Here is a 23,310-nt window from a genome sequence, read left to right as displayed (position 1 = left end):
CCGTCCTGATGGACGACAAGCAGATCATCGGCGAGGGCCTGGGCGTCACCCGCTCGGCCGAGGCCATCGTGATCAATCCGAAGACCTGGCAAGTGGCCTGGCGCGGGTCCGTCGCGGCCCTGCCGGCGGCGCTGGACGCCATGCTGGCCGGCCAGCCGGCGGCCTCCGGCGGCGCGAGCGCCGGGGCGGCCATCGCCTTCCCGGACCGGGACGCCAAGGCGCAGATCACCTACGTCAAGGACGTGGCGCCGATCCTCGATAAGCATTGCGTGGCCTGCCACGAAGAAGGCGGCATCGGCCCGATGGCCTTCAACAACTATGCGATGGTCAAGGGCTTCGCCCCGATGATCCGCGAGGTGATCCGCACCGACCGGATGCCGCCCTATCACGCCGATCCGCGCGTGGGCCATTTCTCCGATGACAAGCGTCTGTCGCCCGACGAGATCAAGACCTTGGTCCACTGGGTGGACGAGGGCGCGCCGCGCGGCGAGGGTACGGATCCGCTGGGCGCGGTGAAGCATGTGGCCGCCGCCTGGCCGCTCGGCCAGCCAGACCTGGTGCTCAACATCCCGTCGTACAATGTCCCGGCCTCGGGCGTGGTCGACTATCAGCGGCCCTTCACGGTCAACCCGACCACCGAAGGCCACTGGATCCGCGCCACAGCGGTGAAGCCGGGCGACCGCCAGGCTGTGCACCACGTGTTGACCGGCTGGATCCCCGATGTCCCGCAGGGCAAGACCTCCAACGAAGGCCAATGGCGCGCCTCGGTGGGCCGCTATGCGGTGGGCTCGGAAGCCGACGTGTTCGACGGCGACGTCGGCACCTACCTGCCGCCCGGCGGGGCCGTGGGCTTCCAAATGCACTACACGCCCTATGGCAAGGAAACGACCGACAACTCCCAGATCGGCGTCTACTTCCGCAAGGATGCGCCCAAGTACATCATGCGCCAGACGGTGATCAGCGATCCGACGATCGATATCCCGGCGAACGCGGGCCACCACATGGAGATGGCCTACACCGAGTTCTCCAAGGACGCGCTGCTCTACGACGCCTTTATCCACGCACACTACCGCGCCACGGCGAGCGACCTGTGGCTGCAGACGCCGGACGGCAAGCAGAAGCTGTTGATCAGCCTGCCGCGCTATGACTTCAACTGGCAGCGGGCCTACACCTTCGCCGAGCCGGTGAAGATCCCGGCCGGGTCGAAGTTGATCGCCCACTACTGGTACGACAACTCCAAGCGCAACCCGCACAACCCCGATCCGAACATCGAGGTCACCTGGGGCGAGCAGTCCTTCCAGGAGATGCTGTTCACCCAGATCGATTTCCGCTGGATGGACGAGACCTCCGCCCAGCAGATCGACTCTGACGGCCGCTTCGCCGAAGTCCGGCTAATGGGGGCGATGGACAAGAACCTCGACGGTAAGCTCGAGAAGGCCGAACTGCGCGGCCAGATGGGCAAGATGCTGCTCGCCAAGTTCGACGAGATCGACACCAACCATGACGGCGTGATCGACAAGGCCGAGTTGAAGGTCGCGCTCAGCAAGATGGGCATGGGCGGCCAGCACCATCGCGCCGATGCGGACTCCTTCGACTCGCCGAAGCCGGCGGCGTCGACGCCCACGGCCGGCGGCCGCTGAGGCTCCACGTCAAGGATCGGGGCGGCGGGCCTACCGTCGCCCCACCTGACGCCCTAGATTGAAATCGCTGCGGCGGGCTACGATGGCCTTCCGGCGCGCCATCTCGGCCCCATCCGGACGGAGGGTCAAAGCGTCCGCGTAAGCGCGCTTTCCCGCCGCAGCGCCCTTGCCGCTATTGCTGTTGCTGGCGCTGCTGGTCGTAGGCCAGGCCCGAGTACTGGGCGCGGCGTTGGCCGGGGCGCGGCGCCGGCTGGGAGATGCGCAGGAACTCCGGCTCGCTGACCGCCGCGCGCGCCTTGCGCACCGTGACGCCCACCGCCAGCTCGCTCTCGGCCTCGCCCTTGTAGACGCCCCGCGACGGCGGCACGTCGGAATAGTCGCGGCCGACCGCGCAGGCGATATGGCGCTCGCCGGCCGGGATGTTGTTGGTCGGATCGAACCCCACCCAGCGCAGACTGGGCAGGAAGACCTCCACCCAGGCGTGGGTGGCGTCGGGGTCGGAGCGGTCGCCGGCCTTGCGGTCGGTGAACAGGTAGCCGGACACATAGCGCGCCGGCACGCCCCAGCCGCGGCAGATGGCGATCATCACATGGGCGAAGTCCTGGCAGACGCCCTTGCGCGCCTCCAGCACGTCGTCGATCGGCGAGTCCGCGCGGGTGACGCCCGCCTCATAGGCGAAGGCGGCGTAGACGGCCTGGCTGAGCTCCTGGATTGCGCTCAGCGGATCGCGCACCCGCAGCTCCTCGAGGTTCTTCTCGGCGACGAAGGCCGCCAGCGCCGGCGTCGGCCCGGCGAAGCCATGGGCGTGCAGGTAGTCGAAATGCTCGCCGCGCACGAAATCCGACTTCAGCCGGTCCCACTCGCCGCGGTCGAGGCGGTCGGGCAGGGCGGGCGGCGGCTCGGTCTCCACTGCCGAGCGGGCGGTGATGGTCAGGGCCTGATGCGGCTGCGGGATGTCGAAGTGGTAGACGGCGTTGCCGAAGGTGTCGGCGTAGGAGAACAGCTGCGCGGCCGGGTCGAGGTCCAGGTCGAAGCTGATCAGCCGCTGATGCGCCCGCTTCTGCGGCTGCATCCAGACCTCCATGACGCTCTCGCGCACGGGCTCATCGTAGTGGTAGCGGGTCGAGTGGCGGACAGCGAGGAGCACGGTCGGTCAGTCCTTCAAGCGGCCGGATCAGGCGGGAAGCCGCTGTTCGAGGGTGTAGGCGACGAAGGTCTCGTAGACTTGGCGGTGGACGGCGGCGCACTCGTCCAGCACCGCGCCCAGGAAGGCGCTGGAGCCGCTGGCCTGCACCTCGCCGATCTCCGCGTACTGCAGCCGCGCGCGCAGCCGCCCGGCCAGGCGGTCGGGCGCCGAAAGGCCGGCGGCCTCCACGTGGCGGCTGAGCGAGGAAAGATGCTCCTCGATCCGCGCCGTGCAGAAGCGCACCGAGCGCGGGAAGTCCTCGTCCAGCAGCAGGAACTCCAGGATGAAGGTCGGCTGCATGTCGGCGGTGTAGACCCTAAGATAGGGCTCCAGCGCGCAGCTCATCCGCAGGAGGCCGGTCAGTGCAGAGTGGTCGTTGATGGCGCGCCGGTTGCGGTCGCCAAAGCAGACCTCCAGGAGGGCGCCGATCAGCTGGGCGCGCTCCAGGTAGACGCCCAGCAGCAGGAACCGCCAGCCCTCGCCATGGCTCATGGTGGCGTCGGCGGCGCCTTTGAACAGGTGCAGGTCGGCGATGGTGTCGTGCAGGAAGGCCTGGCTGCCGTCGGCGAAGGCCTGCGGCGCGCGCGGATCGGTCATCCGCAGGTGGATGAGGTTCAGCCGCTCCCAGGTCTCGGTGGTGATCTGGTCGCGCACCTGGCGGGCGTTCTCCCGGGCGCGGGCCAGCGAGCTGGCCACCGAGCCAGGGTCCTCGCGGTCCAGGACCAGGGCCAGCGCCGCCTCGTAGGGGTTGCGCGCCTTGCCGGCGTCGTCCGGGTCGCCCACGGCGGCCAGGGCGATGCGGGCGATCTGGGTGGCCGATTCCGTGCGGTCCAGCGTCGCGGTCAGCATGACGTCGGAGAGCCGGCACAGGTGCTCGGCCCGCTCCACATAGCGGCCGATCCAGTAAAGGCTGTCGGCGACCCGCGCGAGCATCATGGCTGCAGATCCTTGCGGTCGGTCAGCACCCAGGTGTCTTTCGACCCGCCGCCCTGGCTGGAGTTGACCACCAGGGAGCCCTTGCGCAGGGCCACGCGGGTCAGCGCGCCGGGCGTCACGGTGATCTTCTCGCCGGACAGGATGAAGGGGCGCAGGTCCACGTGGCGGGCGTCGATCTCATGGTCGATCAGGCAGGGCGCGGTGGAGAGCTGGATGGTCGGTTGGGCGATGTAGTTGCCGGGGTCGGCGCGCAGGGCCGTGGCGAACTCGTCCTGTTGGGCCTTGGTGGAGTGCGGCCCCACCAGCATGCCATAGCCGCCCGATGCGCCCACCGCCTTGACCACCAGCTTGTCGAGGTTGGCCAGCACATGGCTGAGCTGCGCCGGCTCGCGGCACAGATAGGTCTCGATGTTGGGCAGGATGGCGTCCTCGCCCAGGTAGTAGCGGATGATCTCCGGCACATAGGCGTAGACCGCCTTGTCGTCGGCGACGCCCGTGCCGGGCGCGTTGCAGATCACCACATTGCCGGCGCGGTACGCGTTGAACAGGCCGGCCGACCCCAGCCCGCTATCGCGCCGGAAGGTGAGCGGGTCGATGAAGTCGTCGTCGACGCGGCGGTAGATGATGTCGATGCGCCGCAGGCCCGTGGTGGTGCGCATGTAGACCATGTTGTCGTGCACCACGAGGTCGCGGCCCTCGACCAGCGGCACGCCCATCAGCCGCGCCAGATAGGCGTGTTCGAAGTAGGCGGAGTTGTAGACCCCGGGGGTCAGCACCACGACCTGCGGGTTCGGCCGCCAGTCGGCCGCCATGCTCTTCAGGGTGGTGAGCAACAGGTCGGGATAGCGGTCGATGGGCCGCACGCCCGCGCCGCGGAAGGTGCCCGGGAACACCCGCTTGGAGGCCTCGCGGTTGGCCAGCATGTAGGAAACGCCGGAAGGGACGCGCAGATTGTCCTCCAGCACCGCGAACTTGCCGTCCGGCTGCCGGATCAGGTCCGAGCCGCAGACGTTGGCGTAGGCCCCGTGCGGCACATAGAGGTTCTGCATCTCGCGCCGGTAGCTGGGCGCCATCAGCACCAGGTCGCGCGGCACGACCCCGTCCATCAGGATCTGCTGGCCCGAATAGATGTCGGCCAGGAACATGTTCAGCGCGCGCAGCCGCTGGGTCAGGCCCGCCTCGATGGTCTTCCATTCCTCCGCCGGGATGATCCGCGGCAGGAGGTCGGTGGGGATGATCCGCTCGGTGGAGCTTTCCGCGCCATAGACGGTGAAGGTGATGCCCTGCAGCAGGAAGAAGCGCTCCAGCGTCCGTTGCCGCTCGGCCAGTTCGTCCGCGCTCAGGGTCTGCAGGCGCTCGGCCAGGGCGACGTAGTGCGGCCGCACGCCGCCGCCGGCGTCGCGCATCTCGTCATAGGGCCCGGCCGACGCGACGGTCTCGTCCGCGCGATCGCTCGCCTGGTCCTTGGCTACGCCCAACTCCACGCCTGACGTCCCCCTCTCGATCGCCTAGTCGTAAGACCCTTAGGGCCAGACAGGAAGATGGGCGCGGCCATTCGTCCGCACGCGGCGGCGCGAAAGCCAGGCGCCCAGGCTTTGGGCGCCCATCCGGAGGCGCCAGACAGGGGGCGCCGACGGGGGCGGACGTGACAGTCCGCAGGCGCGCCGTTACACCCGAAGCTTGGGGCGGGCTTAAGGATTCGAGAGCTTGGCTCGACTGGTCTTTGCCGTCAGCGCTGGCGCAGCCCTGTGCCTGCAGGGTCTTGCCGCCGCAGCGGCCGAGCCCAAGGCGCAGATCGAGGGGACCTTGCCGGCGGACCTTCGCGCGGCGATCGGCCAGGCTGTGGGGGCGGCCGACAAGCCCATCGAGAATCGCTTCGAAGCCCGCCGCCGCGCTCGCGAGGCCGCCGAGGACGCCATCGCCGTCCTGCGCTCCGAAGGCTACTACGCCTATGACGTCGAGCCTGACGTGGGCGAGGGCGACGCGCCCAAGGCCCGGGTCAAGGTCACGCCCGGCCCGCGCTTCACCCTGGGCCACGCCCACATCGACTGGGTGGGCGCGACGCCGGACCCCAAGACCCTGGCCGCGGCCGAATCCGCCCTGGCGCTGAAGCCCGGCGCGCCGGGCCGCGCCGCCGACGTGGTCGCCGCGGAGGGCCGGGCGGTCGCAGCGGTGCAGAAGCGCGGCTACGCCGACGTGAAGGCCCAGCCGCGCGAAGTGGTCATCGACCACGCCGACGACACCGTCACGCCCGACTACCGCATCGTTGCCGGCGACCTCGTCCGTCTGGATTCCATCCAGCTCGAATCCCACGGCCGCACCCATCCGGAGTGGCTGGAGCACTTGGCGCCCTGGACCCACGGGGCGACCTACGACCCCGATGACGTCGCGGAGCTGGAACGGCGGCTGCTCGACACCCAGGTATACCAGTCGGTGACCGTGGCGCTCGCGCCGGTCAGCGACCTGACGCCCGATGGCCTGAGGCCGGTGGTGGTCAGCCTGGCCGAACGCGACAAGCGCACCGTCGAGCTGGGGGCGAGCTACGACACCACCGACGGTCTGGGCCTGGACGCCAAGTGGACGCGCTACAACCTTCTGGGGCGCGCCGACACCTTCTCGGTGCTGGGACGGGTCTCCAACCTCGACAACCGCATCGAGCTCGATCTTTCCCTGCCGCACTGGCTGACCGCCCAGCAGACCCTGGCCCTGCGCAGCGCGGTCTATGACACCAACACGCCCGCCTACGACCAGCAGGGTGTGATGGTCAGCGCCGACGTCACCCACCGCTGGGGCCGCAACGCCACCTTCGGGCTCACGGGCACCTATTTCACCTGGGGCGGTTCCATCGACGTCAGCCGCACCAGCGAGCTGGGCGTCGAGACCCTGACGCCCCTGGGCCGCGACCTGGTGACCTTCACGGGCCTCCTCGACATGGCGCTGGACCGTTCCGACAATCCGCTGGACCCGACGCGCGGCTGGCGGATCAGCGCGCGGATCGAGCCCACCCTGCTGACCGGCGACGGCGAATTCCCCTTCGTGAAGCTGCAGAGCCAGGTCTCCGGCTACATCCCCTTCGACCTGAAGGGCGACACGGTGCTGGCCGCGCGCCTTCACGTGGGCAGCATCACCAACGGCACGGTGGACGACATCCCGGCGCCGCAGCGGTTCTTCGCCGGCGGCGGCGGCTCGGTGCGCGGCTTCGGCTATCAGGAGGTTGGACCCAGGCTGTCGGACAACACGCCGGAGGGCGGGCTGTCGCTGGCCGAGGTCTCGATCGAGCTGCGCCGCCGGCTGACCGAGAAGTGGGGCCTGGTGGTGTTCATCGACGGCGGCACGGTGGGCAGCGGCCAGTTCCCGAACTTCCAGGACACCAGCGTCGGGGCGGGTGTCGGGGTGCGCTACAACCTGGGCTTCGGGCCCATCCGCGTGGACCTGGCGACGCCGGTGACCAATGGGCACGGCGAGTCGCCGCTGCAGGTCTACGTCAGCATCGGGCAGAGCTTTTGAGCGCGCCGGATGACGCCCCTGAAGCTGCGCCCACCCGCCGCCGGACCCGCGCGCGGCTGCCGAAGGCCATCCTAGGCATGGCGCTCGGCGTCCTGGCGGTGTTCGCGCTGACCTTTCTGGGCGTGCGCTACGGCGTCCTGCTGCCGCAGGGCCGGCTGCTGATCGAGGCGGCGGCCGACGGACTGAAACTCGGGCGGTTCGGGCGGCTGAAGGTGGAGGGCCTGGGCGGCGATCTTTGGCGCGATGTAGAGATCCGCAAGCTTACCATCAACGACGAGGCCGGCGCCTGGCTGGAGGCCGATAACGTACATATGACATGGAGTTACCTGGAACTCCTCAACCGCCGTTTCCACGCCAGCCACATCGAAGCCGGGGCCCTGAAGATCCTGCGGCGCCCGAATCTGGGGCCCAAGGGCGCCGACACCGGTCTGCCGGTGGCGTTCCAGATCGACCAAGCCCAGGCCCGCGTCGAACTCGCGCCGGCCTTCAGCTACGAGCGCGGCGTCTATGACGTGAACCTGAAGCTGCACATGGGGCGCAGCGGCGGCCAGCGCGGCAGCGTGCGGGCGGGCAGCGTCCTGCGCCCCGGCGACTACCTCAACGTCGACTTCGACCTCGCCAAGCACCGGCCGCTGCTCTTGCGGATCGACGGCGAGGAAGCGCAGGGCGGGGCGCTGGCCGGCGCGCTCGGCCTGTCGCCGAAGGAGCCCTTCCTGGTGGAGGTCACCGCCGGCGGCAAGCTCTCGCAAGGCCAGTTCACTGCCATCGCCAACTCCGGCGCGCGCAAGCCGCTGAAGGCCGAAGGCGCCTGGAGCCAGGACGGCGGCGTGGCGCGTGGCCTCGTGGACCTGACCGCCTCCAGCCTTACCGCGCCCTACGCTCAGAGGCTGGGCCGCAGCGTCAGCTTCGTGCTGGCGGGACGCAAGGCCGGACCGGACTTCTTCGCCCTGGACGCCCGGCTCAGCTCTGAAAACCTGGCCGTCCGGACGCAGGGGCTGGGTGATGTGGGGAAGCGGGCCCTTGGGCCGCAGGGCCTGGCCCTGGCCGCCGACACGCAGGCGCTCTCGCGGCTGACCGGCGGCCCGGAGCTTGGGCCCGCGCGGATCGCGGGCCGGGTGACGCAAGCCAAGGCCGGGTGGCGCTTCGCCGGGACGGCGGCGGCGTCGAATGCCGTCGTGGGCGGCTATGCGCTCGCCCAGATGACCGGACCGCTGGAGGTGGCCGAGGCGGCGGGCCAGTGGGACGTGAAGGCCAGGCTGGCCGGCGCAGGCGGCCGGGGCGCAGGCTATCTGGGCGCGCTCCTGGGCGCGGCGCCCAGAGCGAACCTCGACGGGGCGCGGCTGGCGGACGGGCGGCTCCTGCTGCGCGAGCTCACGGTGGCGGGCGCGGGGCTGAAGCTCGACGCCACAGGCGGGCGCGGCCTACTGGGCGGCCTCACCTTCAAGGGCAAGGCCGCGCTCTCCAACCTGTCGGCGGCGCATGCCGGGGCGGCGGGCGCGGTCCAGGCCTCCTGGTCCGCCTCGCAGGGCCGGGCAGGCCAGCCCTGGAGCTTCAGCCTCGACGCGCGCGGCGACAAGCTCGCCACCGGCTATTCCGAGATCGACCGGCTGCTGGGGCCGAAACCCGCCCTGAAGGCGCAGGCCGACCTGCAGGGCCGGCGGCTGTCGGTGGGCAAGGCCAGTCTCGACGGCGCGGCCATGACGCTGGCCACCGCAGGTGTCCTGGGGGCTGACGGCGGCCTCTCCTTCAAGCTCGACTGGACCGCCGAGGGGCCATTCCGCGCCGGTCCGGTGGAGGTCGCCGGCAAGGCCAAGGGCTCTGGCGCGCTCAGCGGGACCCTGGGCGCCCCGCGCGCCGACCTCACCGCCGACCTGGCCTCGATCGACGTCCCCCGCCTGCCGCTGAAGGACGCCCACCTAACCTTGAGCTTCCTGAAGGCGGCGGACGGCTCCAGCGGCGCGGTGACCCTGGCCGCGGCCAGCGCCTACGGCCCGGCGCACGCTCACACCGAGTTCCGTTTCCCCGAGGGCGGGGTCGACCTGAGCGGGTTCTCGGTGGACGCTGGCGGGCTGCAGGCCTCGGGCTCCATCTCCCTGCGCCGGTCCGAGCCCTCGGCGGCGGACCTGCAGGTGGCGCTGACCAAGGGCGCCTTCCTCGACGCGGGCCGGGTCGCGGGAACCGTCAGGATCGCCGGCGCGGGCGCCTCGCCGCACGCCAGCCTCAACCTCACCGCCAACGAGGTCCGCGCGCCGGGCTCGCAGGTGGTGGTGCGCGCGGCCAAGCTCACCGCCGACGGGACGCTCTATCGGCTGACCTACGCGGCGCAGGCGACCGGGGCGATGGACGGTGGCGGCGCGGGCGGCACGTGGGGCGTCAACGGCCACGGCGTCCTGTCGGAGGCCAAGCCCGGCTGGCTCGCCAGCTTTGACGGCCAGGGGCGGCTGGGCGGGCGCGAGCTGCGCACCACCGAGACCGCCCAACTGCGCTTCGGCGGCCCGGAGCAGGGCGCGCGGCTGAAGCTCTCGGCCTCCGACGGCGGACGCATCGACCTCGACGGGCGTCTGTCCGACGCGGGCGCGGACATCCACGCCCAACTCACCGGCCTGACGCTGGGCCTGCTGGACGACGACCTGTCCGGCAAGACCGACGCGACCCTCAGCCTGCAGGGGCGCGGCGCGCGGCTGGACGGGACGCTGGAGGCCAAGCTGACCGGCGCGCGGGGGCGGGGGACGCCCGCCGCCTCAGGGATCGATGGGACGGTGCGCGGGCGGCTGGGCGAGGGCGGCCTCAGCCTCGACATGACCGCCTCCAACGCCCAGGGCCTAACCGCCAACGCCAGCGCCGTCCTGCCCGCCGTGGCCACCGCCGCGCCGTTCCGCATCGCCATCGACCGCACCAAGCCGCTCAGCGGCAAGTTCGCCGCCCAGGGCGAGGTGCGCCCGCTCTGGGACCTGCTGATCGGCGGCGAGCGCAATCTGGCCGGGCAGGTGACGGCGCAGGGCACGCTCGGCGGTACGCTCGACAGGCCCAACGCCGCCGGCCAGATCGCCATGACAGGCGGCCGCTTCGACGACGGCGGCACGGGGCTCTCCCTGCGTGACGTTTCGCTAAAGGCCGACTTCGCCCAGGACGCGGTCAACGTCACCCAGGCCGGCGGCGTCGACGGCCACGGCGGCTCGGTGGCGGGCGTGGGGCGGATCAGCCTGGCGCGCGAGGGCGTCTCCAGCTTCCGCCTCGATCTGAAGGGCTTCCGGCTGATCGACAACGACATCGCCGTCGCCTCGGCCTCCGGCCACACCACCATCGACCGCACTACCGACGGCAAGATCAGGCTCTCAGGGGCGCTCACCATCGACCGGGCCGACGTGGCCCCGCGCGTGCCGACCCCCTCCGGAGTTGTGGCGATGGACGTGGTGGAGAAGAACCGCCCGTCCGACCTGGCGGCCTCCCTGCCGCCGGCCAACAACGGCGGCGACGGCGTTTCCCTCGACGTGACGCTGAAGGCCCCGCGCGGGGTCTTCCTGAAGGGCCATGGCCTGGACGCGGAGCTTTCGCTGGACGCCCACGTCACCGGCACGGCGGCGCACCCAGTGCTGGCCGGCACGGCGCACGTGGTGCGCGGCGACTATGAGTTCGCCGGCAAGCGGTTCGAGTTCGACGACGCCGGCGTGGTCTATCTCTCGACCAGGCCCGATCAGGTGCGGCTCGACCTGACGGCCTCCTGGGACGACCCGACCCTGACCGCGCAGGTGCGCATCCGGGGCACGGCGGCGCGGCCGGAGATCAGCCTCACCTCCACACCCAGCCTGCCCAACGACGAGATCCTGTCCCAGGTGCTGTTTGGCAGTTCCGCCGCGCAGCTATCGGGTCTGGAGGCCGCCCAGCTGGCCTCGGCGCTCTCGGCCCTGGCCGGGGGCGGCGGGTTCGACGTGCTGGGCAATCTGCGCACCTTCGCCGGGCTCGACCGCCTGGCGTTCGGCGGCGGCGACTCGACGTCGGGCGCGGTCTCGGTGTCCGGCGGCAAGTACTTGACGCGAGACGTCTATCTGGAACTCACCGGCGGCGGCCGCGACGGGGCGTCGGCGCAGGTCGAGTGGCGGGTGAAGAAGAACTTCTCGATCCTCAGCCGGGTCGGCGGTCAGGGCGACGGGCGCCTGGCCGTCCGCTGGCGCAAGGACTACTGAGCGGCCTCCGCCCGGGCCGTGGCGTAGGCCTGGGTGCCGCGGGTGATCACCCCGTCGTTCGGCAGGATCTCGGCGATGGGGATGTCGTTGGCCGCCTCGAGCCGGCCGTAGAGGGCCGCGAAGTCCTGCAAGGTCGCGTCCAGCAAGGCCTGCAGGGACGGGATCACGAAATAGACCTGCTGGAAGTCGTCAATCCGGTAGGGCGTGCGCATCACCCGCTCCAGGTCGAAGGCCAGGCGGTTGGGCGAGGGATCGTCCAGGGCGAAGATCGATTCCGCGCGGCTGGAGACGATGCCCGCGCCATAGATCCGCGCGCCCTCGGGTGTCTGCAACAGGCCGAACTCCACTGTGTACCAGTAGAGCCGCGCCAGATTGGCGAGCTGGCCGCGCTGCATGGCCCGCTGGCCGCCGCGGCCATAGGCCTGCATGTAGTCGGCGAACACCGGGTCAGTGAGCATCGGCACATGGCCGAAGACGTCGTGGAAGATGTCCGGCTCCTGCAGGTAGTCCAGCTCCTCCGGCTTGCGGATGAACCGGCCGGCGGGGAAGCGGCGGTTGGCCAGGTGGTCGAAGAACACCTCGTCGGGGACCAGGCCGGGCACCGCCACCACGCTCCAGCCGGTCAGCCGGTTCAGCTCGACGTTGATCCGGGCGAAGTCGGGAATGCCGGAGCGGTGCAGGTCCAGCGCCTCCAGGCCTCGGAGGAAAGGGTCGCACGCGCGGCCATGGAGCAGGGCGCTCTGGCGTTCGTAGAGGGTGATCCACACCTGGTGCTCGGCCGGGGTGTAGCTCTCCCAGGCCTGGTCGATGGTCCAGTCGGCCCGAGCGCCCGGCGGGGGCTGCGGGCCGTTGCTAAAGCCGTCTGCGCTCATGGGCGCAGAATGGCCCGCCCTTCGCGGAAGTTCCGTTCTGAGTTGGCCGCAAAGGCCGGGTCTGGCGGGAGGATCATGTGCGCAAGCCGGGCGCCGCGGTGAAATCGCCCACATGCCGGCGAAGCGCCGCCTCGCAATTGCCACCGTCGGACCTTTGAGACTAAGCCCGAGTGGGAAGCGGGGTTGGATTGCGCGGACGATATTCCTTTGCGGCCGTTCTGGCCCTCCTGGCGGTCACGACCGCGTTGGCGATCCCGGCCAGCGCCCAGACGCCCGCGCGGCCCGCGGCCCTGGGCCTGGCGGCCGATCCGGACCTGGTCCGCTGGGATCCGGCGATCCGCTATGGCGTCCTGCCCAACGGCCTGCGCTACGCGGTGCAGCACACCAGCCTGCCCAAGGGCGCGCTGTCCCTGCGGCTGGGCGTCGAGGTGGGCAGCTTCGACGAGGCGGATGACGAGCGCGGCGCGGCGCACATGATCGAACACCTGGCGTTCGACGACGCCCGGTCGTTCCCGGAACACCAGCTCGATCTGATCTTCGCGCCCCTGCACGTCACGTTCGGGCGCGACCGCAACGCCACCAGCGACCTGAAGCAGACCCTCTACCAGCTCGACCTGCCGACCTCCGACGCCAGCGAGCTGGACGTGGCCACCAAGTGGCTGCGCGACGTGGCCGATGGCCTGATGTTCAGCGACGCCAATGTGGCGCGCGAACGGCAGGCCATGGAGTCGGAGCGGGCGGCGCGCTCGGCCGACGTCCTGCGCGCCCTGCGCACGCGGATGGACGCCTTCGAGGACGGCGATCTGCGCTCCAACGCCCGCTTCCCGCTGGGCGCGCCGCAGACGCTGGCGGCGCTGAACGCCACCAAGCTGAAGGTGTTCTACGACCGCTGGTATCGGCCGGACAACGCCGTGGTGGTGATCACCGGCGACCTGCCGGTCGACGTGCTGGAGCAGAAGGTGAAAGCCGCCTTCGGCGACTGGGCGCCGCATGGCCCGGCCGGGGTGCGCGGGCCGCGCGCGCCGCCGGGCTCGGCGCGTGGCGCGGAGGCCCATGTGGTCACTGAGGCCAGCCTGCCGGCCATCGCCGGCATCTGCCGGGTCGCCGCGCCCGAGCCGCCCGGCGCGACGGCGGACCAGCGCCTGCACGCCCTTTTGCTGCGCGGCCTCTGGGAGGCGATCCTGCAGCAGCGCATCAACGTCCTGCGATCCCGCAAGGACGCCCCTTTCATCGAGGCCTCCATCAGCGACGAGGCGCGGCCGGATTCCCAGAAGACCTGCATCGGCATCATCCCGCAGCCCGGACAGGAGGTCCGCGCCGTGGGCATGATCGAGGGCGAGATCCGCCGCTTCGAAGCCGAGGGCCCGACTGAGGACGAGACCGACGAGGGCCTGCAGGAGGTGCGCCAGTCGGTGCGCGGCTCGGTGGTGTTCGGCTCCTACGCCACGGCGACCCGCGCGTCGGGGCTGGTGCAGCGGGTCATGGACGACATGCCGCAGCTCGCCCCGCGCGAGGGCCTGCGGGCCTTCGACGTCCTGATGGAGGACACCCGCCCCGAGGCGGTGCGCGCCGCCTTCGCCCGCGACTGGTCCGGCTGGGGCCCATTGGCGCCGGTCAACTCGCCCAAGCCGCTTTCCGAGGATGAGATCCGCACCGCCATGACCAGTGACGCCTACAAGTCCACGGGGGCGAAATGAGCGGGCGCGGGTACGGATGGCGGTTCGGCGCGGCGGCGCTGGCGGCGGGCCTCGCGGTCCTGGCCGGCGCGGCGCAGGCGGCGACCGCCGAGGCGCTGCAGCGCGCCGCGGCCGACTACCGCGCCCAGCTTCAGGCCAACCCGAACCGGCCGGACGTCCGCGCGGCGCTGGGCGAGACGCTGGAGGCCCTGGGCGACAACGCCGGCGCTCTGGCCGAGTACAACCGCGCGATCCAGGGGCCGGGCGACACCGGCCGCGCCCTGGTCGACCGCGGCCAGATGCTGGTGCGCCAGGGCCGTTTCGACGACGGGCGCAACGACTTCAACCGCGCGCTCGGCCAGAATCCCCGCGACGCCGAGGCCCTGGCCGCCCGCGGCCACAGCTGGGTCGTGGAGGGCAAGGGCAAGAAGGCCAGGGCCGCGCTGGCCGACCTGGACGCCGCGGTCGCGATGCAGCCGAACAACGCCAAGGCGCTGAACGCCCGCGGCGACTTCTACCTGGCGATCCTGAAGCCCGAGCTGGCCATCGCCGACTTCAACAAGGCGGTCGCCGCCGCGCCCCAGGACGATGTGGTGCTGTTCAACCGCGGCGTCGCCTGGAAGCAGCTCAGCCACTACGACCGGGCGCTGCGCGACTTCAACGCGGTGCTGCGGCTGACGCCGGGCGATCCCATGGCGCTGGCGGCCAAGGCGGACACCTATCGCCAGATCGGCGACCTCTTGCTGGCGCGGGAGTTCTATGACGCGGCCCTGAAGGCCGATCCGCGCAACGCTAACTCATGGGAAGCCCGCGGCGAAATCCGCGTCCAGCTGGGCGACGGCCCCGGCGGCGACGCCGACAAGGCCCAGGCGCGCAAGCTCAACCCTTCGGTCGAGGTCTCGTCCTAGTTCAGTGGCTGATGCGCGGGCGCAGCTTGTACTGCCCCTCGCGGAAGGACTCGAACAGCATGGCCGCCTGGGGGTGGCCGACCGGCTCGCCGGTGTCGTCGGGCACCAGGTTCTGCTCCGAGACGTAGGCCACGTAGGAGCTTTCGTCGTTCTCGGCCAGCAGGTGGTAGAAGGGCTGGTCCTTGTGGGGCCGGATGTTCTCCGGGATCGACAGCCAGTACTCCTCGGTGTTCGAGAAGGTGGGGTCGACGTCGAAGATCACGCCACGGAACGGATAGACGCGGTGACGCACGACCTGCCCGATGGCGAATTTTGCGCTGTGCGTGTTCATCCCGCCGAATCTAAACCCCGGCTCCTAACCGGGAGGTGAACGTAGCGTTCAAAACCTTCCGTTCAAGGCCAAGCCTTCCGAGAGGCGAGCAGGCTTGCTAGGGTCGCTGTGAAATCAGGCGCGCCGGTAGGGGCTGCGCCTGCGAGGGACAGGTTGTCGTCCATGACGGAGGCGCCGAGCGCGCCCGGCGCCGCTTTGCGCGGCCGGGAGAAATCTTCAGGCGAGCCGTCCTGCTACGGGGCGCTCGACCTGGGCACCAACAATTGCCGCCTGCTGATCGCCACGCCGCAGGGCGCGAGCGGTTTCCGTGTGGTGGAGGCCTATTCGCGGATCGTGCGGCTGGGCGAGGGGCTGGCGGCCTCCGGACGTCTGTCGGACGACGCGATGGAGCGGGCGCTGGCGGCGCTGAAGGTGGCTGCCGAGAAGCTGCGCCGCCGCCGCGTCGTGCGCCTGCGCGCCATCGCCACCCAGGCTTGCCGCATCGCCGAGAACGGCCAGGCCTTCCTCGACCGGGTGTTCGAGGAGACGGGCCTGCGCCTGCAGATCATTCCGCCGCAGGAGGAGGCGCGCCTGTCGGTGGCCGGCTGCCTCAACCTGATCGACCGCAGCACCGATGCGGCCCTTGTGGTCGACGTGGGCGGCGGCTCGACGGAGCTTTCCTGGGTGGACCTGAAGGGCGCGCCGCCCAGCGGCATGCCGCCGCTGCGCGCCTGGCTTTCGGTCCCTATGGGCGTGGTGACGCTCGCCGAGCGCTTCCCGGAGGGCGAGATCGCCACCGAGGCCTGGTTCCGCAGCATGGTGGACACAGTGAAGGCCGAGATCGCCGCCTTCGACCGCGCCGACAGCCTGCGCGAGGTGTTCGACGCCGACCGCGCGCACCTGATCGGCACTTCCGGGGCGATCACCAGCCTGGCTGGCCTGCACTTGGAGCTGCCGCGCTATGACCGGAGCCGCGTCGACGGCATCTGGATGAGCCGGGACGACTGCGAGGCGGCGGCCGGACGGCTCCTGTCCCTGAACGCCCGTGAGCGCGCCGATCAGCCCTGCATCGGCCCCGACCGCGCCGACCTGGTGCTGGCGGGGGCGGCGATCCTGCAGGCGGTGCAGGAGCTTTGGCCCTGCAGCCGGGTGCGGGTCGCCGACCGGGGGCTGCGCGAGGGTATCCTGCTGTCGCTGATGGCCGAACGCAGCGGCGGCGGCCGACGGCGCCGGCGCCGTCGGGGCGGGCAGCGCCTGGCCGCCGCCCAGGCCGCGGAGTGAGCGACGCCCATGGCTGACGATCCGCCGCCCCGCAAACGCATGGTCAAGCCGCCCACCGGCGGGACCGAGGCCGGCCGGGTCACGCCTGAGCGGCTGAAGACCGCCTGGAAGCGCACGCCCTCGCAACAGGCCTGGCTGTCGCGCCAGATCAACGACCCCTTCGCCGCCAAGGCCCGCGCCCACGGCTACCGCAGCCGCGCGGCCTACAAGCTGACGGAACTCGACGACAAGCTGCGCCTGCTGAAGCCCGGCGCGCGGGTGATCGACCTTGGAGCGGCGCCCGGCGGCTGGACGCAGGTGGCCCTGGAGCGCGGCGTGACGCACATCGTGGGCGTCGACCTCCTGCCGGTCGACCCGCTGCCGCCGGCCACGATCCTGGAGATGGACTTCACCGATCCGGCCTGCGGCCCGGAGCTGATCCGCCTTCTGGGCGGGGCGCCGGACCTCGTGATGTCGGACATCGCGCCCAACACCGTCGGCCATCGCCAGACCGATCACCTGCGCATCGTCGGCCTGATCGAGGCGGCCGTCGATTTCGCCGTCGAGGTGTTGAAACCCGGCGGGACCTTCATCGCCAAGGCCTTCCAGGGCGGCGAGACCGCCGAGGTGATCGGTACGCTGAAGCGCCACTTCGCCGATGTGAAGACGGTGAAGCCCAAGGCCAGCCGGTCGGACAGCTCCGAGCTCTATCTGGTGGCGACGGGGTTCAAGGGGCGCTAGCGCTCGGCGCGGGCGGCGGCGGGGTCAGCCTTCCCTGGGCCGTCAGCCACTTCCGGAACACCGTCAGCGCGCGGCTCTCGCCGCCCGGCGCGGCCAGGAGGGCGAAGGCGCTCTCGGCGCGTCGGAAGCCGAGCGGCGCGACCAGACGGCCCTCGGCGACCGCCTGGGCCACCAGCGGCCAGGGCAGGATGGCGACGCCCAGGCCGGCCAGGGCCGCGTCCATCGCGAAATGCTGGTGGGCGAAGGGCTGCTCGGGCGCGGGCGCCAGCTCAACCCCCGCGATGGCCGCCCAAATCGCCCAGCCTTGCGGGTGGGACTGCGACGACAGCCTGGGCGCGGCCAGGGGATCGCGGGCGAAGCGCTCGGCCAGGGCGGGTGTCATCACCGGGCCGATGTGGTTGGGGATGAAGGCGCTCGCCAGCGGGTCGGCCAGGCGCGTCGCAGGCACGATCCGCACCACCGCCTGGGCTCCGCGGTGCGAGGTAGCCTGGGAGGCCAGCTCCTCCAAGTGAAGCTGTATGTCCGGATGCTTGGCTGCGAAGTCGCCCAGGCGCGGGATCAGCCACTTCACCGAGACGCTGGCGTTGACCGCCAGATGCAGGTCCTCGCCCTCGCTTTTCAGCCGGCGCACGGCCGCGGCGATCTCGTCGAAGGCGCGGGTGAGGGCGGGGGCCAGTTCCTGGCCGGCAGGCGTTAGCGTCAGGCGATGCTTCGGCCCCTGGAACAGCCGCACGCCTAGCGAGGCCTCCAGCGCCTTCACCTGGCGGCTCACCGCGCTGTGGGTGACATGCAGCTCCTCGGCGGCGGCGGTCGCGCGGCCGGTGCGGGCCATGGCCTCAAAAGCCCTGAGCGCGTTCAGGGAGGGCAGGGCCCCGAATGTGAGATTTTCGAACATCATCGCGTAAATATGTCGATTTCCGCGCAACTACAAATGCGGCATGCACGGATATGGAGCGGTCCATCACCTTGCAGCCCCCAACCAGCCTTCGCCACGAAGACGTCGCGGGCGTCGCAGGCCGGCTCTTCCACTCCCTCATCGCCTTGGCCGCCGGCCTCGCCGCGCATGCAACCACCAGGCCCGAACCGGACCCGTCGACCCCGCCCCGCGGCGAGGAAGCCTGGCGCAGCTACGCCGTCTACTCGGGCGCGCTCAGCCTGCGTCACCACAAATCATACCGGAGACAGCCATGACCATCCGCCAGCCCTTGCCCGTCATGTCGCCGGACGCGTATACGCAACCCGCAAAACGAGGTGTCTCCATGGAGATTCGCGAAGGGCTCACCTTCGACGATGTTTTGCTTGAACCCGGCCCGTCCAATGTGATGCCCACCCAGGTGGACGTCGCGACCCGGTTCACGCGACAGATCAGTCTGAACATACCGCTGGTGTCCGCCGCCATGGACACCGTCACCGAAAGCCGGCTGGCCATCGCCATGGCCCAGAACGGCGGCCTGGGCGTCCTGCACCGCAACCTGACGGTGGAGGAACAGGCCGACCAGGTGCGCGAGGTGAAGCGCTACGAAAGCGGCATGGTCATCAATCCGCTGACCATCCACCCCGACACGCCGATGCGCGAGGTCCTGGAGATCAAAGCGCGCCGCCGGGTCTCCGGCTTCCCGGTGGTCGATGAGACGGGCAAGCTCTGCGGCATCCTCACCAACCGCGACATGCGCTTCGAGAGCGGCGGAGATATTCCGGCCAAGGCGCTGATGACCAAGGAAAATCTGGTCACCGTCAAGGAGGGCGTCGGCCAGGCCGAGGCGCGCGAACTGCTGCGCCGCCACAAGATCGAGCGGCTGATCGTGGTCGACGACGACTATCGCGCCGTGGGCCTGATCACCGTCAAGGACATGGAGAAGTCCGAAGCCCATCCGCACGCCGCCAAGGACGGCCAGGGCCGCCTGCTGGTCGGCGCGGCTTCCACGGTGGGCGATGTGGGCTACGAGCGCTCGCTCGCCCTGGTGGACGCTGGCGTCGACGTGGTGGTGATCGACACCGCCCACGGCCACAACGCCGACGTGGCCGCCGCTGTGAGCCGCATCAAGCGCGAGACCAACCGCGTGCAGATCGTGGCCGGCAATGTCGCCACCTATGACGGCGCGCGCGCCCTGATCGATGCCGGCGCCGACGCGGTGAAGGTGGGCATCGGCCCAGGCTCCATCTGCACCACGCGGATTGTGGCCGGCGTGGGCGTGCCGCAGCTCACCGCCATCGCCGACGCGGTGCGCGCCGCGGCCGGATCCGACGTGCCGGTGATCGCCGACGGCGGGATCAAGTACTCCGGCGACCTCGCCAAGGCGCTGGCCATGGGCGCCTCGGTGGCGATGATGGGCTCGGTTTTCGCGGGCGTCGACGAGGCGCCGGGCGAGGTCTTCCTCTACCAGGGCCGCTCCTACAAGGCCTACCGCGGCATGGGCTCGCTGGGCGCCATGGCGCGCGGCTCGGCCGACCGCTACTTCCAGAAGGAGGTGACGGACGCGCTGAAGCTGGTGCCCGAGGGCATCGAGGGTCAGGTGGCCTACAAGGGGCCGATCGCGCCGATCCTGCACCAGATGGTCGGCGGTCTACGCGCGGCCATGGGCTATGTGGGCGCCAGTGACCTGGAGCAGTTCCGATCGCGGGCCCGGTTCATCCGCATCACCGGCGCGGGCCTGCGCGAGAGCCACGTCCACGACGTGATGATCACGCGCGAGGCGCCCAACTATCCGAGCCCGAACTAGGGCCTGGGAACAGTCTCTGACGCCAGCCGGCCGATCCCGAGCCGGCGGCGTGAACGGGGGAGGCGACTATGGGTGCGATGGTTCCTGTGGAGTTGCAGTTGTTGATGGCGGCCGTGGTGATCGGCCTGGTGCAGATCGTCTGGGCCGCCGTGGCCGGCTCGGGCGGCGAGCGCGATTTCGCCTGGCTGCTCGGGCCGCGCGACGAGGCCAAGCCGGTGGGCGTGGTGGCGGCAAGGCTCAACCGGGCGCTGGCGAACTTCCTGGAGACTTTTCCACTGTTCGCCGTGGCCCTGCTGGCCTGCGACTTCGCCGGCAAGTTCGGCCCGGTGACGATGTGGGGCGCGGCGCTCTATGTGATTGGCCGCGCACTCTATGTCCCCATATATGCCGCCGGACTTGCGGTGGTGCGCACCCTGGCGTGGACCGTGAGCATTGTGGGCCTGGTCATGGTGATCGGGGCCTTCTTCAAATGATGCGAGTCTGAATGCGTGATCCCGGACGCCTCGCGGCGGCCATCGATGTCCTCACCGAGATCGAGACCCGTCACCGGCCTGTCCGGCTCGCGCTGAAGAGCTGGGGCGACGCCGCGCGCTACGCCGGCGCGAAGGACCGCGCCTTCGTCTCCGGTCTGGTGCTGGACATGCTGCGCCGGCGCCGCTCGCTGGCCTGGCGGATGGGCGACGACAGTCCCCGCGCCGCGGCGCTGGCGGCGCTGCGTCTGCAGTGGGGTTGGCCGTTGGACCGTGTCGCCGAGGCCGCGGGCGAGGAGCCGCACGGGCCAGGGCCGCTCAGCGACGCCGAACGGGCGGCGCTGGAGCATCCACGCGACCTGGCCGAGGCGCCCGACGCCGTGCGCGGCGACTACCCGGACTGGCTGGAGCCCTCTATGGCCCGGGCGTTCGGCGAGCATCGTGCGGCAGAGGGCGCGGCGCTCTCGGAACGCGCGCCGGTGGACCTCCGGGTCAACCTGCTGAAATCCGATCCGGAGCGGACGCTGAAGGCGCTGGCCTCGTTGAACGCCGAGCCCACCGGCATCCTGCCGACAGCCCTGCGCATGCCGGCGCTCGACCCCACCGCGCGCAGCGGGGCGGTGGAGACCATCCCGCAGTTCTCCAAGGGCTGGTTCGAGGTGCAGGACCTGGGCTCGCAGATTGCTGCCGCGGCGGCCGGCGAGGTGAAGGGCAAGCAGGTCCTCGACCTCTGCGCCGGCGGCGGCGGCAAGACCCTGGCGCTGGCCGGGGCCATGGGCAACACCGGCCAAGTCTATGCCTATGACTCGGACGCGCGCCGGCTGGCCGACACGGTGCGCCGCAGCGACCGGGCCGGGGTGCGAAACCTGCAGGTCCGCTCGCCGGTGAACCCGGAGCCGCTGAAGGGACTAGAGGGCAAGATGGACGTGGTGTTCATCGATGCGCCCTGTTCCGGAACCGGTTCCTGGCGGCGGCATCCCGACACCAAGTGGCGGCTGACCCCGGAAACGCTGGAGAAGCGCCTGGCCGACCAGGACGCGGTGCTGGACGCGGGCGCGGGCTTCGTGAAGCCCGGTGGAAGGATGGTCTACGTCACCTGCTCGGTGCTGCCGGAGGAGGACGAGGACCGGGTGGCGGCCTTCCTGGCGCACACGGCGGGCTTCGAGGTCCGCCCCGCCACGGACGACCCAAACCTCACCGCCCATCTGACGCCTGACGGCTTTTTGCGCCTCACACCCCGCACCGCCGGCACGGACGGCTTTTTCGTCGCCGTGCTGGCGAAACCCAACTAACGGAGCCCCGATGGACCCCGCTACAACCCCCGCACATGAAAAGGTCCTGATCGTCGATTTCGGCAGCCAGGTGACCCAGTTGATCGCCCGGCGGCTGCGCGAAAGCGGCGTCTATTGCGAGATCCATCCCTACGACAAGGTCGAGGGCATGCTGGAGGCCTTCGCGCCCAAGGCGGTAATCCTCTCCGGCGGTCCGGCCAGCGTGCATGAAGCGGAAAGCCCGTCCGCGCCGCAGAAGGTCTTTGAGCTGGGCGTGCCGGTGCTGGGCATCTGCTACGGCGAGATGACCATGTGCGCCCAGCTGGGCGGGGCGGTGGAGGGCGGCCATGCCCGCGAGTTCGGCCGCGCCGAGATCCGCATCCAGCGCGAATCCCCGCTGCTCGACGGCCTGGGCAGCCCCGGCGCGGAAGAGCCGGTCTGGATGAGCCACGGCGACAAGATCACCGCCATCCCGGAAGGTTTCGCGGTCGTGGCCTCGTCCGAGGGCAGCCCCTTCGCCGTCATCGCCGACGAGGGCCGCCGCTTCTACGGCATCCAGTTCCACCCCGAAGTGGCGCACACCCCGCGCGGCGCGCTGATGCTGCGCAACTTCACCCATAAGATCGCCGGCCTGTCGGGTGACTGGACCATGGCCTCGTTCCGCCAGGAGATGGTGGCCAAGATCCGCGCCCAGGTCGGCCAGGGGCGGGTGATCTGCGGCCTCTCCGGCGGGGTCGACAGTTCGGTGGCCGCGGTGCTGATCCACGAGGCGATCGGCGAACAGCTCACCTGCGTCTTCGTCGACACTGGCCTCCTGCGCCACAACGAAGCCGAGCAGGTCGTGACCATGTTCCGCGACCACTACAACATCCCGCTGATCCACGTGAACGCCTCGGATGACTTCCTGGGCGCCCTGGCTGGCGTCAGCGACCCGGAGACCAAGCGCAAGACCATCGGCAAGCTGTTCATCGACGTCTTCGACCGCGAAAGCGCCCGGATCGAGGGCGCGGCCTTCCTGGCCCAGGGCACGCTCTATCCGGACGTGATCGAAAGCGTCTCCGCGCGCGGCGGCCCTTCGGCGGTGATCAAGAGCCACCACAATGTGGGCGGCTTGCCGGACTACATGAAGCTGAAGCTGGTCGAACCCTTGCGCGAGCTTTTCAAGGACGAGGTGAGGGCGCTGGGCGTCGAACTCGGCCTGCCGCCGGCCTTCGTGGGCCGCCATCCGTTCCCGGGGCCGGGCCTGGCGATCCGCATCCCCGGCGAGATCACCCGCGAGAAGGTCGCCGTGCTGCAGCAGGCCGACGCCATCTACCTCGACGAGATCCGCAAGGCCGGTCTCTATGACTCGATCTGGCAGGCCTTCGCGGTGCTGCTGCCGGTGAAGACCGTGGGCGTCATGGGCGATGCGCGCACCTACGAGAGCGTCTGCGCCCTGCGCGCCGTCACCTCGACGGACGGTATGACCGCAGACTTCTTCGAATTCCCCTGGGACGTCCTCGGCCGCTGCGCCACCCGGATCATCAACGAGGTCAAGGGCATCAACCGCGTCGTCTACGACGTGACGTCCAAGCCGCCGGGGACGATCGAGTGGGAGTAATAAATATAATTAAAACAATAAGTTATGAA

17 protein-coding genes are annotated in these 23,310 nt (G+C 70.5%); 11 read left to right on the top strand and 6 right to left on the bottom strand.

Going from position 1 to position 23,310, the window contains the following annotated elements:
- The coding region (locus tag E8A49_RS04550; RefSeq protein ID WP_293376810.1) for a hypothetical protein at positions 1–1,640 on the top strand (1,640 nt) is incomplete at its 5' end.
- Between the two features lie 172 nt (positions 1,641–1,812).
- Here the strand turns inward: E8A49_RS04550 and E8A49_RS04545 are convergent.
- From E8A49_RS04545 to E8A49_RS04535, 3 genes are read right to left on the bottom strand one after another with little or no spacing between them, the layout of a single operon-like run.
- The gene (locus E8A49_RS04545; protein ID WP_293376808.1) at positions 1,813–2,787 is read right to left on the bottom strand and encodes a transglutaminase family protein; all 975 of its coding nucleotides are present in this window, start codon (positions 2,785–2,787) and stop codon (positions 1,813–1,815) included.
- A gap of 27 nt (positions 2,788–2,814) precedes the next feature.
- Entirely contained in the window at positions 2,815–3,762 is a 948-nt protein-coding gene (locus E8A49_RS04540; protein ID WP_293376806.1) for an alpha-E domain-containing protein, read from the bottom strand.
- Entirely contained in the window at positions 3,759–5,168 is a 1,410-nt protein-coding gene (locus E8A49_RS04535) for a circularly permuted type 2 ATP-grasp protein (RefSeq protein ID WP_366928783.1), read from the bottom strand. The genes E8A49_RS04540 and E8A49_RS04535 overlap by 4 nt, the downstream gene beginning before the upstream one ends.
- A 301-nt stretch (positions 5,169–5,469) precedes the next feature.
- Here E8A49_RS04535 and E8A49_RS04530 point away from each other — a divergent pair, with 301 nt between their 5' ends.
- Both E8A49_RS04530 and E8A49_RS04525 read left to right on the top strand, forming a co-directional pair.
- A complete protein-coding gene (locus E8A49_RS04530; RefSeq protein WP_293376804.1) occupies positions 5,470–7,269 on the top strand; it encodes an autotransporter assembly complex family protein in 1,800 nt (599 codons plus the stop codon).
- Complete coding sequence (locus E8A49_RS04525) at positions 7,266–11,453, top strand: translocation/assembly module TamB domain-containing protein (protein WP_293376802.1); 4,188 nt, start codon at positions 7,266–7,268, stop codon at positions 11,451–11,453. The genes E8A49_RS04530 and E8A49_RS04525 overlap by 4 nt, the downstream gene beginning before the upstream one ends.
- On the opposite strand, the gene phhA is transcribed toward E8A49_RS04525, so the two are convergent.
- The gene (gene phhA, locus E8A49_RS04520; protein WP_293376800.1) at positions 11,447–12,325 is read right to left on the bottom strand and encodes a phenylalanine 4-monooxygenase; all 879 of its coding nucleotides are present in this window, start codon (positions 12,323–12,325) and stop codon (positions 11,447–11,449) included. The genes E8A49_RS04525 and phhA overlap by 7 nt on opposite strands.
- 188 nt (positions 12,326–12,513) lie before the next feature.
- On the opposite strand from phhA, the gene E8A49_RS04515 reads away from it, so the two are divergent.
- A complete protein-coding gene (locus E8A49_RS04515; RefSeq protein WP_293376798.1) occupies positions 12,514–14,022 on the top strand; it encodes a pitrilysin family protein in 1,509 nt (502 codons plus the stop codon).
- On the top strand, positions 14,019–14,909 hold the full coding sequence (locus E8A49_RS04510; RefSeq protein WP_293376796.1) for a tetratricopeptide repeat protein: 891 nt from the start codon (positions 14,019–14,021) through the stop codon (positions 14,907–14,909). Before E8A49_RS04515 ends, E8A49_RS04510 begins: the two co-directional genes overlap by 4 nt.
- 1 nt (position 14,910) lies before the next feature.
- On the opposite strand, the gene hspQ is transcribed toward E8A49_RS04510, so the two are convergent.
- Positions 14,911–15,240 (bottom strand): heat shock protein HspQ, encoded by a 330-nt coding sequence (hspQ, locus tag E8A49_RS04505; protein ID WP_293376794.1) that lies wholly within the window; start codon positions 15,238–15,240, stop codon positions 14,911–14,913.
- 162 nt (positions 15,241–15,402) lie between these two features.
- On the opposite strand from hspQ, the gene E8A49_RS04500 reads away from it, so the two are divergent.
- Both E8A49_RS04500 and E8A49_RS04495 read left to right on the top strand, forming a co-directional pair.
- Positions 15,403–16,500, top strand: coding sequence for a Ppx/GppA phosphatase family protein (locus tag E8A49_RS04500; protein WP_293376792.1), 1,098 nt, complete (start codon positions 15,403–15,405; stop codon positions 16,498–16,500).
- A 9-nt stretch (positions 16,501–16,509) separates the two neighbouring features.
- Positions 16,510–17,220: an RlmE family RNA methyltransferase gene (locus tag E8A49_RS04495; RefSeq protein ID WP_293376790.1), complete on the top strand. Its 711-nt coding sequence runs from the start codon at positions 16,510–16,512 to the stop codon at positions 17,218–17,220.
- Here the strand turns inward: E8A49_RS04495 and E8A49_RS04490 are convergent.
- Positions 17,207–18,115 carry a LysR family transcriptional regulator gene (locus E8A49_RS04490; protein ID WP_293376820.1) on the bottom strand — a complete coding sequence of 303 codons (909 nt, stop codon included), beginning with the start codon at positions 18,113–18,115 and terminating at the stop codon, positions 17,207–17,209. The genes E8A49_RS04495 and E8A49_RS04490 overlap by 14 nt on opposite strands.
- Before the next feature lie 364 nt (positions 18,116–18,479).
- On the opposite strand from E8A49_RS04490, the gene guaB reads away from it, so the two are divergent.
- The 4 genes from guaB to guaA all read left to right on the top strand — a co-directional run bounded on the left by guaB (position 18,480) and on the right by guaA (position 23,281).
- Positions 18,480–19,940: an IMP dehydrogenase gene (gene guaB / locus E8A49_RS04485; RefSeq protein WP_293376788.1), complete on the top strand. Its 1,461-nt coding sequence runs from the start codon at positions 18,480–18,482 to the stop codon at positions 19,938–19,940.
- 68 nt (positions 19,941–20,008) lie between these two features.
- Entirely contained in the window at positions 20,009–20,413 is a 405-nt protein-coding gene (locus E8A49_RS04480; protein ID WP_293376786.1) for an MAPEG family protein, read from the top strand.
- Between the two features lie 11 nt (positions 20,414–20,424).
- Complete coding sequence (locus E8A49_RS04475; RefSeq protein ID WP_293376784.1) at positions 20,425–21,702, top strand: RsmB/NOP family class I SAM-dependent RNA methyltransferase; 1,278 nt, start codon at positions 20,425–20,427, stop codon at positions 21,700–21,702.
- Positions 21,703–21,712: 10 nt separating this feature from the next.
- Entirely contained in the window at positions 21,713–23,281 is a 1,569-nt protein-coding gene (gene guaA / locus E8A49_RS04470) for a glutamine-hydrolyzing GMP synthase (protein ID WP_293376782.1), read from the top strand.
- The last annotated feature ends 29 nt before the right edge of the window (positions 23,282–23,310 follow it).

The sequence above is a fragment of the Phenylobacterium sp. genome (genome assembly GCF_004799515.1).
Classification (GTDB): Bacteria; Pseudomonadota; Alphaproteobacteria; order Caulobacterales; family Caulobacteraceae; genus Phenylobacterium.
Note: the sequence above shows the minus strand (reverse complement) of the source record. Positions and strands in the feature narration are given on the sequence as shown.

Coding starts and splice junctions, on each gene's coding strand:
- E8A49_RS04500 (WP_293376792.1), top strand. CDS start 15,403: ATGACGGAGGCGCCGAGCGCGCCCGGCGCCGCTTTGCGCGGCCGGGAG.
- hspQ (WP_293376794.1), bottom strand. CDS start 15,240: ATGAACACGCACAGCGCAAAATTCGCCATCGGGCAGGTCGTGCGTCAC.
- guaA (WP_293376782.1), top strand. CDS start 21,713: ATGGACCCCGCTACAACCCCCGCACATGAAAAGGTCCTGATCGTCGAT.
- E8A49_RS04475 (WP_293376784.1), top strand. CDS start 20,425: ATGCGTGATCCCGGACGCCTCGCGGCGGCCATCGATGTCCTCACCGAG.
- E8A49_RS04490 (WP_293376820.1), bottom strand. CDS start 18,115: ATGTTCGAAAATCTCACATTCGGGGCCCTGCCCTCCCTGAACGCGCTC.
- guaB (WP_293376788.1), top strand. CDS start 18,480: ATGGAGATTCGCGAAGGGCTCACCTTCGACGATGTTTTGCTTGAACCC.
- phhA (WP_293376800.1), bottom strand. CDS start 12,325: ATGAGCGCAGACGGCTTTAGCAACGGCCCGCAGCCCCCGCCGGGCGCT.
- E8A49_RS04510 (WP_293376796.1), top strand. CDS start 14,019: ATGAGCGGGCGCGGGTACGGATGGCGGTTCGGCGCGGCGGCGCTGGCG.
- E8A49_RS04535 (WP_366928783.1), bottom strand. CDS start 5,168: ATGCGCGACGCCGGCGGCGGCGTGCGGCCGCACTACGTCGCCCTGGCC.
- E8A49_RS04480 (WP_293376786.1), top strand. CDS start 20,009: ATGGGTGCGATGGTTCCTGTGGAGTTGCAGTTGTTGATGGCGGCCGTG.
- E8A49_RS04495 (WP_293376790.1), top strand. CDS start 16,510: ATGGCTGACGATCCGCCGCCCCGCAAACGCATGGTCAAGCCGCCCACC.
- E8A49_RS04540 (WP_293376806.1), bottom strand. CDS start 3,762: ATGATGCTCGCGCGGGTCGCCGACAGCCTTTACTGGATCGGCCGCTAT.